The 18,453-nt window shown below is 66.0% G+C and carries 21 protein-coding genes; 12 read left to right on the forward strand and 9 right to left on the reverse strand.

Annotation, left to right across the window (positions count from 1 at the left end):
• The 7 genes from rplQ to infA form a co-directional block, all read right to left on the reverse strand.
• Window positions 1-690: a 50S ribosomal protein L17 gene (rplQ, locus tag ACVWWN_RS35035; RefSeq protein WP_457147945.1), complete on the reverse strand. Its 690-nt coding sequence runs from the start codon at window positions 688-690 to the stop codon at window positions 1-3.
• 33 nt (window positions 691-723) lie between these two features.
• Window positions 724-1,776 carry a DNA-directed RNA polymerase subunit alpha gene (locus tag ACVWWN_RS35040; protein ID WP_457147946.1) on the reverse strand — a complete coding sequence of 351 codons (1,053 nt, stop codon included), beginning with the start codon at window positions 1,774-1,776 and terminating at the stop codon, window positions 724-726.
• 74 nt (window positions 1,777-1,850) lie between these two features.
• Entirely contained in the window at window positions 1,851-2,456 is a 606-nt protein-coding gene (gene rpsD, locus ACVWWN_RS35045) for a 30S ribosomal protein S4 (RefSeq protein WP_457147947.1), read from the reverse strand.
• A gap of 23 nt (window positions 2,457-2,479) precedes the next feature.
• Window positions 2,480-2,896, reverse strand: a complete 417-nt coding sequence (gene rpsK / locus ACVWWN_RS35050) for a 30S ribosomal protein S11 (RefSeq protein ID WP_457147948.1) — start codon at window positions 2,894-2,896, stop codon at window positions 2,480-2,482.
• Window positions 2,897-2,902: 6 nt separating this feature from the next.
• Entirely contained in the window at window positions 2,903-3,277 is a 375-nt protein-coding gene (gene rpsM / locus ACVWWN_RS35055) for a 30S ribosomal protein S13 (RefSeq protein WP_457147949.1), read from the reverse strand.
• 191 nt (window positions 3,278-3,468) lie between these two features.
• On the reverse strand, window positions 3,469-3,582 hold the full coding sequence (gene rpmJ / locus ACVWWN_RS35060) for a 50S ribosomal protein L36 (protein ID WP_003879483.1): 114 nt from the start codon (window positions 3,580-3,582) through the stop codon (window positions 3,469-3,471).
• Window positions 3,583-3,647: 65 nt separating this feature from the next.
• A complete protein-coding gene (gene infA, locus ACVWWN_RS35065; RefSeq protein WP_003418601.1) occupies window positions 3,648-3,869 on the reverse strand; it encodes a translation initiation factor IF-1 in 222 nt (73 codons plus the stop codon).
• A 422-nt stretch (window positions 3,870-4,291) separates the two neighbouring features.
• On the opposite strand from infA, the gene ACVWWN_RS35070 reads away from it, so the two are divergent.
• From ACVWWN_RS35070 to mmsB, 9 genes are all read left to right on the forward strand, one after another.
• Window positions 4,292-5,992 carry an FAD-dependent oxidoreductase gene (locus ACVWWN_RS35070; RefSeq protein ID WP_457147950.1) on the forward strand — a complete coding sequence of 567 codons (1,701 nt, stop codon included), beginning with the start codon at window positions 4,292-4,294 and terminating at the stop codon, window positions 5,990-5,992.
• A 13-nt stretch (window positions 5,993-6,005) separates the two neighbouring features.
• The gene (locus ACVWWN_RS35075) at window positions 6,006-7,490 is read left to right on the forward strand and encodes an ATP-binding protein (RefSeq protein WP_457147951.1); all 1,485 of its coding nucleotides are present in this window, start codon (window positions 6,006-6,008) and stop codon (window positions 7,488-7,490) included.
• A 29-nt stretch (window positions 7,491-7,519) separates the two neighbouring features.
• On the forward strand, window positions 7,520-8,371 hold the full coding sequence (locus ACVWWN_RS35080; RefSeq protein ID WP_457147952.1) for an LLM class F420-dependent oxidoreductase: 852 nt from the start codon (window positions 7,520-7,522) through the stop codon (window positions 8,369-8,371).
• 22 nt (window positions 8,372-8,393) lie between these two features.
• Window positions 8,394-9,245: an LLM class F420-dependent oxidoreductase gene (locus ACVWWN_RS35085; protein ID WP_457147953.1), complete on the forward strand. Its 852-nt coding sequence runs from the start codon at window positions 8,394-8,396 to the stop codon at window positions 9,243-9,245.
• A gap of 20 nt (window positions 9,246-9,265) precedes the next feature.
• Window positions 9,266-10,261, forward strand: a complete 996-nt coding sequence (gene rfbB / locus ACVWWN_RS35090) for a dTDP-glucose 4,6-dehydratase (RefSeq protein ID WP_457147954.1) — start codon at window positions 9,266-9,268, stop codon at window positions 10,259-10,261.
• The gene (gene rfbC, locus ACVWWN_RS35095; protein WP_457147955.1) at window positions 10,258-10,866 is read left to right on the forward strand and encodes a dTDP-4-dehydrorhamnose 3,5-epimerase; all 609 of its coding nucleotides are present in this window, start codon (window positions 10,258-10,260) and stop codon (window positions 10,864-10,866) included. The genes rfbB and rfbC overlap by 4 nt, the downstream gene beginning before the upstream one ends.
• A 131-nt stretch (window positions 10,867-10,997) precedes the next feature.
• Window positions 10,998-12,518 carry a CoA-acylating methylmalonate-semialdehyde dehydrogenase gene (locus tag ACVWWN_RS35100; RefSeq protein WP_457147956.1) on the forward strand — a complete coding sequence of 507 codons (1,521 nt, stop codon included), beginning with the start codon at window positions 10,998-11,000 and terminating at the stop codon, window positions 12,516-12,518.
• Between the two features lie 26 nt (window positions 12,519-12,544).
• A complete protein-coding gene (locus ACVWWN_RS35105) occupies window positions 12,545-13,708 on the forward strand; it encodes an acyl-CoA dehydrogenase family protein (RefSeq protein ID WP_457147957.1) in 1,164 nt (387 codons plus the stop codon).
• A 16-nt stretch (window positions 13,709-13,724) separates the two neighbouring features.
• Window positions 13,725-14,597, forward strand: a complete 873-nt coding sequence (gene mmsB, locus ACVWWN_RS35110) for a 3-hydroxyisobutyrate dehydrogenase (protein WP_457147958.1) — start codon at window positions 13,725-13,727, stop codon at window positions 14,595-14,597.
• On the opposite strand, the gene ACVWWN_RS35115 is transcribed toward mmsB, so the two are convergent.
• A complete protein-coding gene (locus ACVWWN_RS35115) occupies window positions 14,586-15,392 on the reverse strand; it encodes an HAD hydrolase-like protein (RefSeq protein ID WP_457147959.1) in 807 nt (268 codons plus the stop codon). The two genes, mmsB and ACVWWN_RS35115, sit on opposite strands and share 12 nt — an antisense overlap.
• 104 nt (window positions 15,393-15,496) lie before the next feature.
• Here ACVWWN_RS35115 and ACVWWN_RS35120 point away from each other — a divergent pair, with 104 nt between their 5' ends.
• Both ACVWWN_RS35120 and ACVWWN_RS35125 read left to right on the forward strand, forming a co-directional pair.
• A complete protein-coding gene (locus ACVWWN_RS35120; RefSeq protein WP_457147960.1) occupies window positions 15,497-16,165 on the forward strand; it encodes a response regulator in 669 nt (222 codons plus the stop codon).
• Complete coding sequence (locus ACVWWN_RS35125) at window positions 16,162-17,439, forward strand: GAF domain-containing sensor histidine kinase (RefSeq protein WP_457147961.1); 1,278 nt, start codon at window positions 16,162-16,164, stop codon at window positions 17,437-17,439. Before ACVWWN_RS35120 ends, ACVWWN_RS35125 begins: the two co-directional genes overlap by 4 nt.
• 31 nt (window positions 17,440-17,470) lie before the next feature.
• Here the strand turns inward: ACVWWN_RS35125 and ACVWWN_RS35130 are convergent, their stop codons facing one another.
• The gene (locus tag ACVWWN_RS35130) at window positions 17,471-17,983 is read right to left on the reverse strand and encodes a MarR family winged helix-turn-helix transcriptional regulator (protein ID WP_457147962.1); all 513 of its coding nucleotides are present in this window, start codon (window positions 17,981-17,983) and stop codon (window positions 17,471-17,473) included.
• Window positions 17,984-18,098: 115 nt separating this feature from the next.
• Here ACVWWN_RS35130 and ACVWWN_RS35135 point away from each other — a divergent pair, with 115 nt between their 5' ends.
• Window positions 18,099-18,452: a VOC family protein gene (locus tag ACVWWN_RS35135; protein WP_457147963.1), complete on the forward strand. Its 354-nt coding sequence runs from the start codon at window positions 18,099-18,101 to the stop codon at window positions 18,450-18,452.
• Window position 18,453 lies beyond the last annotated feature (1 nt).

Consider the following 18,453-nt stretch of genomic DNA (forward strand, 5'->3'; position numbering starts at 1 on the left):
CTAGGACTTGGCGTCGTCGGCCTCATCCGAATCGGCCTTCTCCTCGACCTCTTCTTCGGCCTCCGCGGTCTGGGCCTCTTCGATCGCGGCGTCCTCGGCCTTGACCTCTTCGACCGACTCGACTTCCGCTGTCTGCTCCTCGGCCGTCTGCTCCTCGGCCGAGGCCTCGTCGGCGGCCGAGGCCTCGCCGGCGGCCGACGCCTCGTCGGCGGTGGGACCGACAGAGGCCTCCGGCTCGACGGCTGCCTGCGGCGCGGCCGCTGCCGCCACCGGCTGTTCGGCCGTCTTCGGCGACCCGGCACGGCGGGCACGGTTGGCTTCCGACGTCACCGTCTTTTCTCGCACCAGTTCGATGACCGCCATCGGGGCGTTGTCGCCCTTGCGGTTCTCGACCTTGATGATGCGGGTGTAGCCGCCGGCACGGTCGGAGAAGAAGGGGCCGATCTCTGCGAACAGCGTGTGCACCACGTCCTTGTCGCGGATCTTCTTCATCACCTCACGCCGGTTGTGCAGCGTGCCCTTCTTGGCGTGGGTGATGAGCTTCTCGGCGTAAGGCCGCAATGCCCGCGCCTTGGGCTCGGTCGTCTTGATTCGGCCGTGCTCGAAAAGCGACGTGGCCAGGTTGGCCAGGATCGCCTTCTGGTGCGAGGACGACCCGCCGAGGCGAGGGCCCTTGGTGGGCTTGGGCATTGCGAACTCCTACTTAAAAGGTGGTGACTTGAGTTAGAGCTGTTCGGTTTCGGCGTAGTCCTGGTCGGTGTCCAGGTCGTAGCCGGCGTCGCTGTTCCAGGTGCCGGTGGCGACGTCGTAACCGGCAACCTCGGACGGATCGAACGTGGCCGGGCTGTCCTTCAGCGACAGACCGAGCTGATGCAGCTTGATCTTCACCTCGTCGATCGACTTCTGGCCGAAGTTGCGGATGTCCAGCAGATCGGACTCCGTGCGGGCGACGAGCTCGCCGACCGTGTGCACACCTTCGCGCTTGAGGCAGTTGTAGGACCGCACCGTGAGGTCCAGGTCGTCGATCGGCAGCGCGAACGAGGCAATGTGGTCAGCCTCGGCCGGCGACGGCCCGATTTCGATGCCCTCCGCCTCGATGTTGAGTTCCCTTGCCAGACCGAACAACTCGACCAGGGTCTTGCCCGCCGACGCGAGCGCGTCCCGAGCGGTGATCGAGCTCTTGGTCTCGACGTCGAGGATCAGCTTGTCGAAGTCGGTGCGCTGCTCGACGCGGGTGGCCTCCACTTTGTAGGTGACCTTCAGCACCGGCGAGTAGATGGAATCGACAGGGATGCGGCCGATCTCGGCGCCCGACGCCTTGTTCTGCACGGCGGGGACGTAGCCGCGGCCGCGCTCGACGACCAGCTCCACCTCGAGCTTGCCTTTGTCGTTGAGTGTGGCGATGTGCATCTCGGGGTTGTGCACCGTCACGCCGGCAGGCGGAACGATGTCACCCGCGGTGACCTCACCTGGACCCTGCTTGCGCAGGTACATGGTGACCGGCTCGTCCTCCTCCGAGGACACGACCAGCCCCTTGAGGTTCAGGATGATGTCGGTGACGTCTTCCTTGACTCCGGGCACGGTGGTGAACTCGTGCAGCACACCGTCGATGCGAATGCTGGTGACGGCTGCGCCGGGAATCGACGACAGCAGCGTGCGCCGCAGCGAATTGCCAAGGGTGTAACCGAATCCGGGCTCCAGCGGCTCGATGACGAACTGGGAGCGGTTTTCGGCCTTGACCTCTTCAGACAGGGTCGGTCGCTGAGAAATCAGCATGTTTTCTTTCCTCCTTCACGACACCCACTATTTGATGCCGTGTACTCAACCGCCATCCGGGCGGATGAGAAGTCTTACTTCGAGTAGAGCTCGACGATCAGCTGCTCGGTGAGCGGGATGTCGATCTGCGCGCGCTCCGGTAGCTGGTGCACGAGGATGCGCTGACGCTCGCCGACAACCTGCAACCACGCCGGGATCGGACGGTCGCCTGCGGTCTCACGCGCCACCTCGAACGGCAGCGTGTTCAGCGACTTGTCCTTGATGTCGATGATGTCGTACTGCGACACCCGGTAGCTGGGGATGTCCACCTTCACGCCATTGACGGTGAAGTGGCCGTGGCTGACCAGTTGGCGCGCCATCCGGCGCGTGCGGGCCAGACCGGAGCGGTAAACGACGTTGTCCAGCCGGCTCTCCAGGATGCGCAGCAGGTTGTCACCGGTCTTGCCGGGTAACCGGTTGGCCTCTTCGTAGTAGCGGCGGAACTGCTTCTCCATCACGCCATAGGTGAAGCGGGCCTTCTGCTTCTCCTGCAGCTGCTGACGGTATTCGCTGTCCTTGACGCGCGCGCGGCCGTGCTGGCCGGGCGGGTAGGGACGCTTCTCGAACGACTGGTCGCCGCCGACGAGGTCGACGCCCAGGCGCCGCGACTTGCGGGTCGCGGGTCCGGTATAACGTGCCATCTAAGTCTCCCCTTCTGTTCCCGTTAGACCCGGCGCCGCTTGGGCGGACGGCAGCCGTTGTGCGGCTGCGGCGTGACGTCGGCAATCGCACCGACCTCGAGGCCGGCGGCCTGCAGCGAACGGATGGCGGTTTCGCGGCCCGAGCCCGGGCCCTTCACGAACACATCGACCTTCTTGACGCCGTGCTCCTGCGCCTTGCGGGCGGCGTTCTCGGCGGCCAGCTGCGCGGCGAATGGGGTCGACTTACGCGAGCCCTTGAAGCCGACGTGGCCCGACGACGCCCAGGCGATGACATTGCCCTGGGGGTCGGTGATGGACACGATCGTGTTGTTGAACGTGCTCTTGATGTGTGCGGCGCCGTGCGGGACATTCTTCTTTTCCCTGCGACGGGTCTTCTGTCCCTTCTTGGGAGCAGCGCCACCCTTCTTTGCTTGTGCCATCCGGGGTTACCTGGCCTTCTTCTTGCCGGCGATGGTGCGCTTCGGGCCCTTGCGGGTGCGCGCATTGGTCTTGGTCCGCTGGCCGCGCACCGGCAGGCCACGGCGGTGCCGCAGGCCCTGGTAGCAGCCGATCTCGATCTTGCGGCGGATATCGGCCTGCACCTCACGGCGCAGGTCACCCTCCACCTTGAGGTTGCCTTCGATGTAGTCACGCAACTGGGTGACCTGATCGTCGCTCAGGTCCTTGGTGCGCAGGTCCCGGTCGATGCCGGTGGCGTCCAGGATTTCCTGGGAGCGGGTACGGCCGATGCCGTAGATATAGGTAAGGGCGATCTCCATGCGCTTGTCGCGCGGGAGGTCTACGCCCACTAGACGTGCCATCAGGCAGTGTTCCTTCTTCTATGCGGAGGTCTGGTCCCAGCCCGTTCCCTCATCGATTGCGGGGTCCGGCCTCCGTGCCGGACGTGGTGAGCGGCCGATCCGCTCAGTGGTGCTGGGATTTCGTCATTGAGTTGTGGCTCGCGCTTCTGCTCGTCGCGCAAGCGCTCGGGCTTGTGGTGCTCAGCCCCTGTCTAACCCTGTCGCTGCTTGTGGCGCGGATCCGAGCAGATCACCATGACCCGCCCATGCCGACGGATCACCCTGCACTTGTCGCAAATGGGCTTGACGCTCGGGTTCACCTTCACGGCTCGTCGATCCTGTTCTTGTCTCGTTGGTCTTCTGTGTTGCTACCGACTCGCGCGAGCGCTCGTCACTTGTACCGGTAAACAATGCGGCCCCGGGACAGGTCGTAGGGAGACAACTCCACCACGACGCGGTCCTCGGGCAGGATGCGGATGTAGTGCTGCCGCATCTTGCCGCTGATGTGGGCAAGGACCTTGTGACCGTTCTCCAGCTCAATGCGGAACATCGCATTGGGCAGGGGTTCGACCACGCGACCCTCAACCTCGATGGCACCGTCTTTCTTGGCCATTATTTTTCGGAGATCCTCCGTGTCCCTGTATATCGTTGGCGCCTGCTGAGCGCAGCTTTCGTCCGACTACAAAACGTGAGCCTGTAGCCAGAAATTCCAGCAATTCCACGGACACGGAGCACGCAAGAGTCGGCGCGGATGCCGCACCGTTGGTCCATACTACCCGTTCGGCCGTCCGCCCCAAAATCGCGGAACCGCCAGCTCAGCGATGCCAAAATCATCCCGCCCACCGCAGAGATCGCGCCACTCCGACCGGAGGACCCGGGACCGCCGCACCCGTGGTGATTCACCGTATCGTGCCGCCCAACTGTGCAGGCCACAGGCAAACTCGCGGCCCGCACCGTGCCTTCGGGGCCTGACGGCCCGGGTCGGTGCTGGCTGGCCGACATATCCGCTGGACGACGGGCGCATACTTGTAACCGATGACTGGACCCGCCTCCCAGCCCCGTAAACCCGTGATCCTGACCGTCGACGACGACCCGGCCGTGTCCCGGGCCGTCGCCCGCGATCTTCGCCGCCACTACGGCGAGCGATACCGAATCGTTCGTGCCGAATCCGGAACGGACGCCCTGGAGACCCTCAACGAGCTCAAGCTGCGCGGCGACACCGTTGCAGTGTTCGTCGCCGACTACCGAATGCCGCAGATGAGCGGTATCGAGTTCCTCGAAGAAGCGATGGACATCTACCCGCTGGCCCGCCGCGTGCTGCTCACGGCGTACGCCGACACCCACGCGGCGATCGATGCCATCAACGTCGTCGACCTGGACCATTACCTGCTCAAGCCGTGGGACCCGCCGGAAGAGAAGCTCTATCCGGTGATCGACGGACTTCTCGAGTCCTGGCACGCCACCGGCGACCGGGCGATTCCACACACCAAGGTCATCGGACACCGATGGAACGAACGATCGTGGGAGGTCCGGCAGTTCCTGGCCCGCAACCAGCACTCGTTCCGGTCGTTCATGGCCGACGAGAGCAAGGGAAAGCAGCTGCTGGATGCGGCGGGCCTCGACGGCTACCAGCTGCCGGTGGTGATCACCGAGCAGGGCGAGACGCTGGTCGAGCCCACCAACGCCGAGCTGGCCGCGATGCTGGGCCTGTCCACGAGCCCGTCGCTGGAGATGTACGAGCTCGCCGTCATCGGTGGCGGACCCGCCGGCCTCGCGGCGGCGGTGTACGGCGCCTCCGAGGGCCTGAAGACCGTGCTGATCGAGGAGACCACGACCGGTGGCCAAGCGGGCCGCAGCTCCAAGATCGAGAACTACCTGGGCTTCCCCACCGGAGTCTCGGGCGCCGAGCTGACCACGTCGGCACGTAGGCAGGCCGAACGATTCGGTGCCGAGGTCATCACCACCCGCAAAGCGGTCCGACTGCACGCCGGGGACAGCGGCAGCGCACGCACCATCGAATTCGAGGACGGCAGCACCATCGGAGCCCAGGCGGTGATTCTGGCGACCGGCGTGTCCTATCGCCAACTGCGCGACGTTCCCGGCTGCTGGGACGACCCCGCGGACAACGCGTGCAACTACATCGGCCGCGGCGTCTACTACGGCGCCTCGGTCTCGGACGCGTCGGAGTGCCAGGGCGAGGACGTCTTCATCGTGGGTGGCGCGAACTCGGCCGGCCAGGCGGCGATGTTCATGTCTCGCTCGGCGAAATCGGTGACGCTGCTGGTACGCGGTCCTTCGCTGGAAGCGTCGATGTCCTACTACCTGATCCAGCAGATCGAGAAGAACGACAACATCACCATCCGGACGTGCACCGAAGTCGTCGATACCGTCGGCGAGGACGACCATCTCACCGGCCTGGTGCTGTTCAACAAGCAATCCGGAGAAAAGGACACGGTGCCCGCCGACCGGCTCTGCTGCTTCATCGGCGCGGAGCCGCGCACCGACTGGCTGGACGTCGTCGCCAAGGACGACCACGGTTTCATCCTGTCCGGTCCGGACCTGAAGGACGTCAGCGGCTGGACGCTGGACCGCCCGCCGCACCATCTGGAAACAAGTGTGCCCGGTGTGTTTGTTGCAGGGGACGTGCGTTCCGAATCCGCCAAGCGTGTGGCGGCCGCCGTCGGCGAAGGGTCGATGGCCGTGATGTTGGTGCACCGGTACCTGGCCGAGACGTAGAAAGAGCGAAGTGATGGGCGAGACATGTGTGCCTGACGAATTACGGACGCTGTTCCTGTTCGAGAAATTGAGCGACGCACAACTGCAGACACTGTGCGACCACGGCCACATCGCCGTGTTCGAGCCGGGCCCCGTCTGCATCGAGGGCGACCCTGCGACGTGCTTCTACGTCATGCTCGACGGGGAGTTGGTGATGTCCAAGCGCTCGGGTGGCGTGGACATCGTCACCAGCCAAACCTCCCAGCGCGGCGTGTACTGCGGTGCGTGGTCGGCCTACGTGCCCGGTGAGGAACACGTGTACTCGGCATCGGTACGGGTGACCAAGCCGTCACGCTTCTTCGTCCTGGACGCCGAGGCGTTCGCCACCTTCATGAAGACGCAATTCCCGATGGCCGTACACCTGCTCGAGGGGCACATGGTCGGTGGCCGTCGGCAGAGCCAAGTCATCGGGCAGCGCGAAAAGCTGCTGGCGCTCGGCACGATCACCGCCGGCCTCACCCATCAGCTCAACAACCCGGCGGCAGCCACCGCGCGCGCCGTCGCCGACCTGCGCGAAGGTGTCGGAAAGATGCGGCACAAGCTGGCGATGCTGGCCTACGGCAAGTTCACGCCTGAGGCGCTGCGGGTTCTGGTGAGCATCCAGGATGAGGTGGCCGAACAGGTGGCCAAGTCCAAGGCGCAGGAGCTCACCGCACTGGAGTCGTCCGACCGCGAGGACCAGATCGGCGATTGGCTCGACGATCACGGCATCGCCGGCGCCTGGGACTTCGCACCGACCTTCGTGGAGGCCGGCCTCGATATCGACTGGCTGGAGCGCGTCCAGGCCTCCATCGACGACGTCGACTGCTCGGCGACGTTGCAGAGCGCCATCGGGTGGCTGAAGTACACCATCGACACCGAGCTGCGAATGAACGAGATCGCCGACGCCAGCAAGAGGATCTCGGCGTTGCTGGCCGGCGCCAAGCAGTACTCGCAGATGGACCGTGCGCCCTACCAACAGTCTGACGTCCACGAGTTGCTGTGGAGCACGATCAAGACGCTGTTCGGCGACAGGATCGGCAACGACAAGCCCATCAAGCTGGTCAAGGACGTGGACAAATCGCTGCCCCAGATCGCTTGTTATCCCGGCGATTTGAACGAAGTGTGGAGCAACATCATCCACAACGCCATCCAGGCCATGGATGGCCATGGCACGCTGACGCTACGCACCGCGCGCGAAAACGAGAACATGATCCGAGTCGAAATCGGTGACGACGGCCCCGGCATTCCCGCCGACATCATGGACCGCATATTCACCCCGTTCTTCACCACCAAGGCCTTCGGCGAAGGGACCGGGCTCGGTTTGGACCTCGCCCGCCGGATCATCGTCGAGAAGCATCACGGTGACATCCGCGTGGAGTCTGCGCCCGGGAACACCCGGTTCATCATCCTTCTGCCGCTGGAGGCACCCGCGCCGGAGGCCGCAACGCCGACGGAGCTCGCCGCCTCAACGGAATAGCCGGTGCCGCGCAGCGAGTTGCAGATCACATGACTGATGCCGCTCAGAAGCCCAACCTCGGAAAATTCGGATCGTTCGGCCGCGGGGTCACCCCGGAACAGGCGAAGGACATCGAGGCGCTGGGTTATGGCGCCGTCTGGGTCGGCGGATCGCCGCCCGCGGAGTTGGACTGGGTCGAGCCCATCCTGGAGAAGACCACCACGCTGCAGGTGGCCACCGGCATCGTGAACATCTGGACCGCGGAAGCCGGGCCGGTTTCGGAATCCTTCCACCGCATCGACAACGCCTACCCCGGCCGCTTCCTGCTCGGCATCGGCGTCGGGCACCCCGAGGCACATCAGCAGTACCGCAAGCCCATCGATGCGCTCAACGAGTACCTCGACAAGCTCGACGAGTACGGCGTGCCCAAGAACCGTCGCGTCGTCGCCGCCCTCGGACCGCAGGTACTCAAGCTGTCCGCGCGCCGCAGCGCCGGCGCACATCCGTACCTGACGACGCCGGAGCACACCTCCGAAGCCCGTGCGGTGATGGGTCCGGACGCATTCCTTGCGCCCGAACACAAGGTCGTGCTGACCACCTCAGAAGATGCAGCGGAGCAGGCCCGCACCGTCGGCCGCAAGGCCCTGGAGATCTACCTCAACCTGCAGAACTATCTCAACAGCTGGAAGCGGCTCGGCTTCACCGACCAAGAGGTTGCGAAGCCGGGCAGCGACCGACTGGTCGATGCCGTCGTCGCCTACGGCAGCACCGACGCCATCGCGGCGCGGCTGCGGCAACATCTCGAGGCCGGCGCGGACCACGTGGCCGTGCAAGTGCTCACGGGACCTGACAAGCTGGTGCCAGCACTCGCCGAACTGGCCGGACCGCTCGGCCTCCAGTAACCCCGACTTTCAAAGGATTGGTATGACCGACGCTGCTTCGCTCAAGCCCGCACTCGGCCGTTTCGGCGTCTGGACGGGCGGACCGGTCGCACCCGAGCAGGCCGTTGAGATCGAAAGACTCGGCTACGGCGCCGTGTGGATCGGCGCATCACCAGCGGCGGACCTCGCGTTCGTCGAGCCGATCCTGCAACAGACCGAGACGCTGCAGGTCGCCACGGGGATCGTCAACATCTGGTCGGCCGACGCCAAGGAAGTCGCCAAGTCGTATCACCGCATCGAGGACGCCTACCCGGGCCGGTTTCTGCTCGGCGTCGGGGTCGGGCATCCCGAGCACACCGGCACCTATCGCAAGCCCTATGACGCACTGGTCGAATACCTCGAGGTGCTCGACACCGAGTGCGTGCCGACCAGCCGTCGGGTTCTTGCGGCGCTGGGACCGAAGGTGCTCAAGCTCTCGGCGCAACGCAGCGCCGGTGCGCACCCGTACCTCACGACACCGACCCATACTGACCAGGCTCGCGAAATACTCGGTCCGACAGTCTATTTGGCACCCGAACACAAGGTTGTGCTGACGACCGACCCGGAGAGGGCACGCGAGATCGGCCGCAAGACGGTCGACTACTACCTCGGGCTGTCGAACTACGTGAACAACTGGAAGCGGCTGGGCTTCACCGACGCCGACGTGGCCAGACCCGGCAGCAACCGGCTGATCGACTCGGTGGTCGCCTACGGCACCCCCGACGAGATCGCCGAACGGCTCAACGAGCATGTGACGGCCGGGGCCGACCACGTCGCGATCCAGGTGCTCGGCGGCGGTGACGAGTTGCTGTCGACGCTCGAGGAGTTGTCCGGACCGCTGGGACTGGCGCACTGACGCGCCGCTAGGGTTTGACCATGCGGTTGCTGGTCACTGGAGGGGCAGGGTTCATCGGCGCCAACTTCGTGCACACTGCGGTGCGCGAACAGGCGGTCGACTCGGTCACCGTGCTCGACGCACTCACCTACGCGGGCAGCCGAGAGTCGCTGGCGCCGGTGGAGAACGACATCCGACTCATCGAAGGCGATATCACCGACGCCGACCTGGTCGGCCGACTCGTCGCCGAGGCCGACGCCGTCGCGCACTTCGCCGCGGAGACCCACGTCGACAACGCCCTCGCCGCACCCGAGCCGTTCCTGCACACCAACGTGGTCGGCACCTTCACCATTCTGGAAGCGGTGCGCGCGCACGGGGTCCGGCTCCATCACGTGTCCACCGATGAGGTGTACGGCGATCTGCCGCTCGACGACCCGCAACGCTTCACCGAGGCGACGCCGTACAACCCGTCGAGCCCGTACTCGTCGACGAAGGCCGCCTCGGACATGCTGGTGCGGGCGTGGGTGCGGTCCTACGGGGTGCGGGCGACAATCTCGAACTGCTCCAACAACTACGGGCCGTATCAGCATGTGGAGAAGTTCATTCCTCGCCAGATCACCAACGTGCTGACCGGACGGCGCCCCAAGCTCTACGGCCGCGGCGCCAATGTGCGCGACTGGATCCATGTCGAAGACCACAACAGCGCCGTCTGGCGCATCCTCAACGACGGCCAGATCGGCCGCACCTACCTGATCGGCGCCGAAGGCGAACGGGACAACCTGTCGGTGATGAGGACGATCTTGCGGCTGATGGGCCACGGCGCCGACGACTTCGACCATGTCACCGATCGCGTCGGTCACGACCTGCGGTACGCGATCGACCCTTCGGTGCTGTACGAGGAACTCGGATGGGCGCCGAAGCACACCGATTTCGAGGACGGGCTGCGCGCCACCATCGACTGGTACCGCGACAACGAATCATGGTGGCGTCCGCTCAAAGACGCCGTCGAGGCCACCTACGCGGGGCGTGGCCAGTGAATGCCCGCGAACTCCTGGTGCCCGGCGCCTGGGAGATCACCCCGCAATTGCACGCCGATTCCCGCGGCACGTTCTTCGAATGGTTCACCGATGCCGCGTTCACCGACTTCGCCGGGCACACGTTCGAGCTGCGTCAGGCCAACTGCTCGGTGTCGGCCGCGGGTGTACTGCGCGGCCTGCACTTCGCGCAGCTGCCGCCGAGCCAGGCCAAATACGTCACCTGTCTGCACGGCAGGGTGCTGGACATCGTCGTCGACATCCGCGTCGGCTCACCGACTTTCGGACGCTGGGATTCGGTGATGCTCGACGACCGCGAACGACGGTCGATCTACATCTCCGAGGGCCTCGGCCACGCCTTCCTGACGCTCGAGGACGACTCGACGGTCATGTACCTGTGCTCGACGAGCTACAACCCGGGACGCGAGCACACCATCAACGTGCTCGATCCGGCGCTCGGCATCAGCTGGCCCGCCATGGACGGCGAGCCGATCCTGTCCGACCGCGACCGCGAGGCGCCGTCACTGGCCGAGGTCGAGGCCGCCGGCCTGCTACCGACGTGGGACGAGACCCGCGCGTTCGTCGACGAACTGCGCCGCCGCGCGTAGCGACAGGGTCGAGCCTGCGCAGAGAGCGCGTTTTTCGACAAATTATTGATCTGCCCGCAGTTTCGACGGGCCTTGCGAAGACCTTGGGCAATTACTAGGATATCCAAGTATCCGCATTGAAGGGCATTCTCATGACCACACATATCTCCCATTTCATCGACGGTCAGCGCACTGCCGGGCAGTCCAAGCGCACCGCCGACGTCATGAACCCGAACACCGGAAAGGTACAGGCGACCGTGCCGATGGCGTCGGCGGCCGATGTCGACGCGGCGGTCGCCGGCGCGGCGAAGGCGCAAAGAGAGTGGGCGGCGTTCAATCCGCAGCGACGGGCCCGGGTGATGATGCGCTTCGTCGATCTGGTCAACCAGAACGCCGACGAACTGGCCGAACTGCTGTCCCTCGAGCACGGTAAGACCCACGCCGATTCGCTCGGCGACATTCAGCGCGGCATGGAGGTGATCGAGTTCGCCATCGGCATCCCGCACCTGCTCAAGGGTGAGTACACCGAGGGGGCGGGCACCGGGATCGACGTCTATTCGCTGCGCCAACCGCTCGGCGTGGTCGCCGGCATCACGCCCTTCAACTTCCCGGCCATGATCCCCCTGTGGAAGGCGGGGCCCGCGCTGGCCTGCGGCAACGCATTCATCCTCAAGCCCAGCGAGCGCGACCCATCGGTGCCGGTGCGACTGGCCGAGCTGTTCCTCGAGGCGGGACTGCCTCCGGGCGTGTTCCAGGTGGTGCACGGCGACAAGGAGGCGGTGGACGCGATCCTCGAGCATCCGGTGATCCAGGCCGTGGGCTTCGTCGGCAGCTCCGACATCGCGCAGTACATTTACTCCACCGCCGCAGCGAACGGCAAGCGGGCGCAGTGCTTCGGCGGCGCCAAGAACCACATGATCGTGATGCCCGATGCCGACCTCGACCAGGCCGTCGACGCGCTGATCGGTGCCGGCTACGGCAGCGCCGGTGAACGCTGCATGGCGATCAGCGTCGCGGTGCCGGTCGGCGAACAGACGGCGGAACGCTTGCGCGCCAGGCTCGTCGAGAAGATCAACGAACTTCGGGTGGGCCACAGCCTCGACCCGAAGGCGACGTACGGACCGTTGGTCACCGAGGCGGCGCTCAAGCGCGTCCGCGACTACATCAACCAGGGCGTGGAGGCCGGCGCCGAGGTGGTGGTCGACGGCCGCGACCGCGCCAGCGACGATCTTCAGTTCGGCGACGCGAACCTCGAGGGCGGTTTCTTCATCGGCCCGACACTGTTCGACCACGTGACCACCGACATGTCGATCTACACCGACGAGATCTTCGGACCTGTGCTGTGCATCGTCCGCGCCCACGACTACGAAGAGGCGCTGCGGTTGCCGACAGAACACGAATACGGCAACGGCGTGGCAGTTTTCACCCGAGACGGTGACACGGCCCGCGATTTCGTCTCCCGGGTGCAGGTCGGCATGGTCGGTGTCAACGTGCCGATCCCGGTACCGGTGGCCTACCACACCTTCGGCGGCTGGAAGCGGTCGGGCTTCGGCGACCTCAACCAGCACGGCCCCTCGTCGGTCATCTTCTACACCAAGGTGAAGACGGTGACCCAACGGTGGCCCTCCGGCATCAAGGATGGCGCCGAGTTCGTCATCCCGACGATGAATTAGGCTCCGGACCCCGGACGAGCACTGCGATGGACTACTTCGGGCTGGACGACGACGCCCGCGTGATCGCCGAGACGGCGGCCGCGTTCGCCGAAAAACGGCTCGCGCCATACGCGTTGGAGTGGGACGAGAAGCATCACTTCCCCACGGACGTGCTGCGCGAGGCGGCCGAACTGGGCATGGCGGCCATCTACTGTCGCGACGATGTCGGCGGCAGCGGGCTGCACAGGCTGGACGCGGTGCGCATCTTCGAACAGCTGGCGACGGCGGATCCGACGATCGCGGCGTTCCTGTCCATCCACAACATGTGTGCGTGGATGGTGGACACGTTCGGAACCCACGAGCAACGCAAGTCGTGGGTGCCGAGACTGGCGTCCATGGAGTCCATCGCCAGCTACTGCCTGACCGAGCCCGGCGCCGGGTCCGACGCCGGCGCGCTGCGCACCAAGGCGGTCCGCGACGGTGTCGACTACGTCATCGACGGCGTCAAGCAGTTCATCTCCGGGGCCGGCACCTCCGACATGTACGTGGTGATGGCCCGCACCGGAAGCGACGGACCCCGCGGCATCTCGGCCTTCATCGTCGAGAAAGACACGCCCGGACTCAGTTTTGGTGCCGACGAGTCGAAGATGGGTTGGAATGCCCAGCCCACCGCGCAGGTGATTTTCGAGGGGGTGCGGGTGCCCGCCGACGCGATGCTCGGCGGCGCCGACGGCGAGGGCACCGGCTTCGCCATCGCCATGAACGGTCTCAACGGCGGCCGCATCAACATCGCCGCGTGCTCGATCGGCGGTGCCCAGGCCGCGCATGACAAGGCCAGGAGCTATCTCGCCGCTCGGCAGGCGTTCGGCGGCCCGCTTCTCGACGAGCCGACCGTCCGCTTCACGCTCGCCGACATGGCGACCGCGCTGGAATCATCGCGAACCCTGCTGTGGCGCGCGGCGCGCGCACTCGACGACAACCACCCCGACAAGGTGGAACTGTGCGCGATGGCGAAACGCTATGTCACCGATGCGTGTTTCGACGTTGCCGACAAAGCGCTGCAACTCCACGGCGGCTACGGCTATCTTCGTGAGTACGGGCTGGAGAAGATAGTCCGCGATCTGCGGGTGCACCGAATCCTCGAGGGAACCAACGAAATCATGCGTGTGGTCATCGGTCGGGCCGAGGCCGCCCGGGCTCGCGCATCTTGACCGGGAGGCTTGTCAGATGGCGACGATTGCGTTCTTGGGATTGGGAAATATGGGCGGCCCGATGGCGGCCAACCTCGTCGCCACAGGCCATACTGTCCACGCCTTCGACCCGGTGCCCCCGCTCAAGTCGGCCGCCTCGGACAAGGGCGCAACCGTTTTCGACACCGGCGCCGGCGCGGTCGCCGACGCCGAGGTGGTGTTCACCTCGCTACCCAACGGCGAGATCGTGAAGGCCTGTTACGCCGAGGTGCTCGGCGCGGCCAAGCCGGGCGCATTGTTCATCGACACATCGACCATCTCGGTCGACGATGCCCGCACAATCCATGCCCAGGCCGGGGAACGGGGTTGCGCCCAATTGGACGCACCCGTTTCCGGTGGTGTCAAGGGAGCCACGGCGGGCACTCTGGCCTTCATGGTGGGCGGTGAGGAGGAAGCCGTCGAGCGGGCGCGGCCGATACTGGAACCTCTGGCGGGCAAGGTCATCCACTGTGGTGCGTCAGGCACAGGGCAGGCCGCGAAGCTGTGCAACAACATGGTGCTGGCCGTCCAGCAGATCGCGGTCGGTGAGGCTTTCGTCCTGGCCGACAAGCTGGGCCTGCCTGCGCAGTCGCTGTTCGATGTGATCACCGGCGCGACCGGCAACTGCTGGGCGGTTCACACGAATTGCCCGGTACCCGGACCGGTTCCGACATCGCCGGCCAACAACGACTTCAAGCCCGGCTTCGCCACCGCATTGATGAACAAGGACCTCGGGCTGGCGATGGCAGCGGTGAGCTCGACCGGTTCAGCGGCGCCACTGGGCAGCCATGCCGCCGAGATCTACGCGAAATTCGCCGCCGACCACGCCGACAAGGACTTCAGCGCCGTCATCGAGTTGCTACGCGGCTGACCTCTGGCGGGCGGCCCACCAATGGCCGTGCATACGTTGGCAATCGGTGATGCGCAACGGTTCATTGCCGTCGTAACCGGATCGCACCGCCACCGCAGCGGGGATGGTCGGGGCGCCGTCGCCCGTGATGACGATGGTCGGCAAGCCGGTGGTGGTCGCCGCCCGCAGACCCGACGCCGAACCGGAGATGGCAAGTGCATTCTCGGCCGGTATTCCCAGCTCCCACAACACGTTCTGGTGGGCCTCGCGATCCGGCATGGGCATCTTCACATCGTCGGCGGTGACGACCGTTTCCACCAGTCCGTCGCCGACGAGGTGCCGGATCACCGGCTCGGTCCAGCGGCGCGGACCGTTCGTCACCACGCCGACCCAGACACCGGCGGCGAAGGCGTCCAAGACCAGATCGACCAGACCCGGCCGGGGCGCCAGGTCGGCATCGCTGATCAGTTCGTCGAACATCATGGTCTTGGTCGCGTAGATCTCGTCGGCCAGCAGTTCGGTCAGCACATCGCATTCCGTGGCGATACCGCGCTTGCGCAACTCGGCCGATACCCGCTGGCGCTCGTCGCTGAGCGCCAGGAGCTTGCGGTAGCGGCTGACGGACCACTGGACATCAAGGCCGTGCGCGGCGAAGGCCGCGTTGAACGCCACCCGGTGTCCCTCGCATTCGATGTCGGCCAGCGCGTCGAGGTCGAAGATCACCGCGCGCAGTGGGTAGACATGGGAGTTCATCGCAGTGGTGGCGTCCCACCAGAACCGCCCGGCCCGCCAAGTACTCTCCTGTGTTGTCCGCACCCCGATAGAGTGGCGCACATCACAGCCATCGGTCCTCCCCCAATTGGGGGATTGTCCAGGTCAAGTTCATCTACCTCGCGAAACGCCGGTCCTAAGGTGGTGCCATGACGTCCGGGAGCGGCCCTCCGGTGCGCCTTGTCCTCGTCGACGACCACGAAATGGTGATCGAGGGCCTCAAGGCGATGCTCGCCGCGTTCGGCGACCGGGTGACCGTTGTCGGCCAGGCCGTCGGCGCTGACCGGGCGCTCAGTGTCGTCGACGACCTCGATCCCGACATCGTGCTGTGCGATGTGCGCATGCAGGGGTCCAGCGGGCTCGACCTGTGCCAGGAACTGCGGGAGCGGGACGGGCACCGCAAGATCGTCATGTTGTCCGTCTACGACGACGAGCAGTACCTCTTTCAGGCGCTCCGGGTCGGCGCGTCCGGATACCTGCTGAAGAGCATCAGCAGCGACGAGCTGGTGCGTCAACTCGAATTCGTGCAGGGCGGGGAGACCGCAATCGATCCCGGCATGGCGGCCAGGGCGGTGGACACGGCGGCCCGCCTGCAGCGCGACGAGTTCTGGCCCGGTGCCCGACAGGGTCTGACGCAGCGCGAGAGCGAAATCCTCTCGTACGTAGTCAACGGCCTGTCCAACCGGGCGATCGCCGGCAAGCTGGTGATCGGCGATGAAACCGTCAAGAGCCATTTGAGTTCGATCTACCGCAAGCTCGGGGTCAGTGATCGCACCGGCGCCGTCGCGACCGCCCTGCGGGAAGGCATCTACCGGTGAAGACAGGACGACGCCCGGCCAAGGGTGGCGCCAACGCCGTTCGCGATCTCGTCGACGCCGATCGCGAGCTCGCTCTGCTTCGCGAGCTGATCCAGGCCGCGTCGAGCGGACCCGGTGTCGAACCCCTGGCCGCGGCGGCGGCCCGGATGATCACCGCCGCCACCGCCAGCGATGTGTGCTTCGTCCACGTGCTCGACGACACCGACCGGTCGCTGACGCTGGCCGGTGCGACACCGCCGTTCGACGCCGAGGTCGGCAAGATCCGGCTGCCGCTGGGCCAGGGCATCTCCGGATGGGTGGCCAGCCACCGCGAACCGGTGGTCATCCGCCACGACAAAGAGTCCGATCCCCGTTACATGCCGTTCCAGTCGCTGCGCGGCTCGGACTTCACCTCGATGGTCTCGGTTCCGATGGAGACCGATCCCGGCGGGCTGGTCGGCGTGCTGAACGTGCACACCGTCGAGCGACGCGAATTCACCGACCGCGATGTCGAGCTGTTGCTGGTCATCGGGCGGCTCATCGCGGGCGCGTTGCACCAGGCCCGGTTACACCGTCAGCTGGTGGCTCGCGAGCGTGCGCACGAGAACTTCGTCGAGCAGGTGATCGAGGCGCAGGAGATCGAGCGACGCCGGCTGGCCGGCGACATTCACGACGGCATCTCGCAGCGGTTGATCACGCTGTCCTACTGGCTGGACGCGGCGAGCCGGGCCGTGCCGGATGACCCGGGTGCCGCCGCCGAGCAGCTCGGGAAGGCCCGCGAATTGGTCGACCTGGCGTTGGCGGAGGCGCGCGCCGCGATCAGCGGGCTGCGACCGCCCGTGCTCGACGACCTCGGACTGGCCGGCGGACTTGCCAGCCTGGCCCGCTCGATCCCGCAGATCGAGATGGACGTCGACCTCGCCGACACCCGGGTGCCCGACCACATCGAGATCGCGCTCTACCGCATCGCCCAGGAGTGCTTACAGAATGTCGTCAAGCACGCCAAGGCCGAGCGCGCCCGGCTGACCTTCGCAGTGGAGGCGGGCGACGCCGGGGATACGGCACGGCTCGAGATCGTCGACGACGGAGTCGGTTTCGACACTCTCGAGCGTCCGCTGGGCAGCGACGAGATGGGTGGCTACGGCCTGCTGTCGATGGCCGAACGTGCCGAGATCGTCGGCGGCCGGCTGAACATCCGGTCGCGGCCCGGCTCGGGGACGGCGGTCACCGCCACCATCCCGCTACCCTCGCAGCTCGCCGAGACTGAAGGCAGGGCTGCTGACGGCCCGATCTAGTGACCAGGAATGCCGTTTCGGCGAATCTGGGTCAGAAGTCGCCCGCGTGGCGGCGCAGCGTCTCGATGGACTCCGCGAGCGCACGCGACTCGTCGTTGGATATGCCGATGTCCGCGAACACTTCGCTGTTGAGCGTCACGGTCGCGTCCTCGACCGTGGACCGCCCCAATTCGGTGATCTGCACAAGCGTGGTGCGGCCGTCGGTCGGATGCGGTGTGCGCTGGACCAGCCCGTCCGACTCCAATCGACGGATGGCGTGGGTGACGCTGGTGACGTGTACCTGCAGCCGGTCGCTCGCTTTTGTGATCGGCAGCGCGCCGGTGCGGCTGAACGCCAGCAGCCGCAACAACTCATAACGCGAGAAGCTCAGGTCGTAGGGCCTCAACGCGGATTCGACGCGGGCGAGCAGGATCTGATGCGCCCGCATCACCGAGGTCACCGCGACCATCCCGTCGGCGACCTCACCCCAGCCCGAGCGCTCCCAGTTGGCGCGCGCGGATGCGATCGGATCGCGTTTGTCCGGCCGTGGCGGTTGCGAGGGCACGCCTCTTCATACCGCACCCACGGGTGCCGGGACGGCGAACCACCGCCGATGAGTTCGCTGCGGTGGACAAGTCAGTCTGATGAGCACAAAGTGCCAAGGAAAGGAAACGTCATTCATGTCGATCGAACATCTGCTGGCCGTGGTGCCGGTCTCCGATCTGGAGACCGGCAATGGCTTCTACGAGAAGCTCTTCGGCCGCCCGGCCGACAACAACCCCATGCCGACGCTCGTCGAATGGCAGGTCGTGCCCGGCGGCTGGGTTCAAGTGTTCACCGACGAGCAGCGGGCCGGCTCGGGCCTGCTGAACTTCGCCGTTGACGACCTCGCGCGTCACATCGGCGAGTTGAGGCAGCGGGGTCTCGAGCCGGGTGGCATCGACGATGCGAACAAGGGCGTCCGGCTGTCGACGCTGGTCGATCCCGACGGCAACACGATCCGGCTCATCGGCGGCTTCCGGGTCGAGTACTGAC

The sequence above is a fragment of the Mycobacterium sp. URHB0021 genome (genome assembly GCF_054057895.1).

Excerpts from the sequence above, each read along its gene's own strand:
- rfbB (WP_457147954.1), top strand. The coding sequence starts at position 9,266 with ATGCGGTTGCTGGTCACTGGAGGGGCAGGGTTCATCGGCGCCAACTTC.
- ACVWWN_RS35070 (WP_457147950.1), top strand. The coding sequence starts at position 4,292 with ATGACTGGACCCGCCTCCCAGCCCCGTAAACCCGTGATCCTGACCGTC.
- ACVWWN_RS35040 (WP_457147946.1), bottom strand. The coding sequence starts at position 1,776 with ATGCTGATTTCTCAGCGACCGACCCTGTCTGAAGAGGTCAAGGCCGAA.
- rplQ (WP_457147945.1), bottom strand. The coding sequence starts at position 690 with ATGCCCAAGCCCACCAAGGGCCCTCGCCTCGGCGGGTCGTCCTCGCAC.
- mmsB (WP_457147958.1), top strand. The coding sequence starts at position 13,725 with ATGGCGACGATTGCGTTCTTGGGATTGGGAAATATGGGCGGCCCGATG.
- ACVWWN_RS35085 (WP_457147953.1), top strand. The coding sequence starts at position 8,394 with ATGACCGACGCTGCTTCGCTCAAGCCCGCACTCGGCCGTTTCGGCGTC.
- rpsK (WP_457147948.1), bottom strand. The coding sequence starts at position 2,896 with ATGGCACAAGCAAAGAAGGGTGGCGCTGCTCCCAAGAAGGGACAGAAG.
- ACVWWN_RS35075 (WP_457147951.1), top strand. The coding sequence starts at position 6,006 with ATGGGCGAGACATGTGTGCCTGACGAATTACGGACGCTGTTCCTGTTC.
- rpsM (WP_457147949.1), bottom strand. The coding sequence starts at position 3,277 with ATGGCACGTCTAGTGGGCGTAGACCTCCCGCGCGACAAGCGCATGGAG.
- rpsD (WP_457147947.1), bottom strand. The coding sequence starts at position 2,456 with ATGGCACGTTATACCGGACCCGCGACCCGCAAGTCGCGGCGCCTGGGC.
- ACVWWN_RS35105 (WP_457147957.1), top strand. The coding sequence starts at position 12,545 with ATGGACTACTTCGGGCTGGACGACGACGCCCGCGTGATCGCCGAGACG.
- ACVWWN_RS35080 (WP_457147952.1), top strand. The coding sequence starts at position 7,520 with ATGACTGATGCCGCTCAGAAGCCCAACCTCGGAAAATTCGGATCGTTC.
- ACVWWN_RS35100 (WP_457147956.1), top strand. The coding sequence starts at position 10,998 with ATGACCACACATATCTCCCATTTCATCGACGGTCAGCGCACTGCCGGG.
- ACVWWN_RS35120 (WP_457147960.1), top strand. The coding sequence starts at position 15,497 with ATGACGTCCGGGAGCGGCCCTCCGGTGCGCCTTGTCCTCGTCGACGAC.
- ACVWWN_RS35135 (WP_457147963.1), top strand. The coding sequence starts at position 18,099 with ATGTCGATCGAACATCTGCTGGCCGTGGTGCCGGTCTCCGATCTGGAG.
- infA (WP_003418601.1), bottom strand. The coding sequence starts at position 3,869 with ATGGCCAAGAAAGACGGTGCCATCGAGGTTGAGGGTCGCGTGGTCGAA.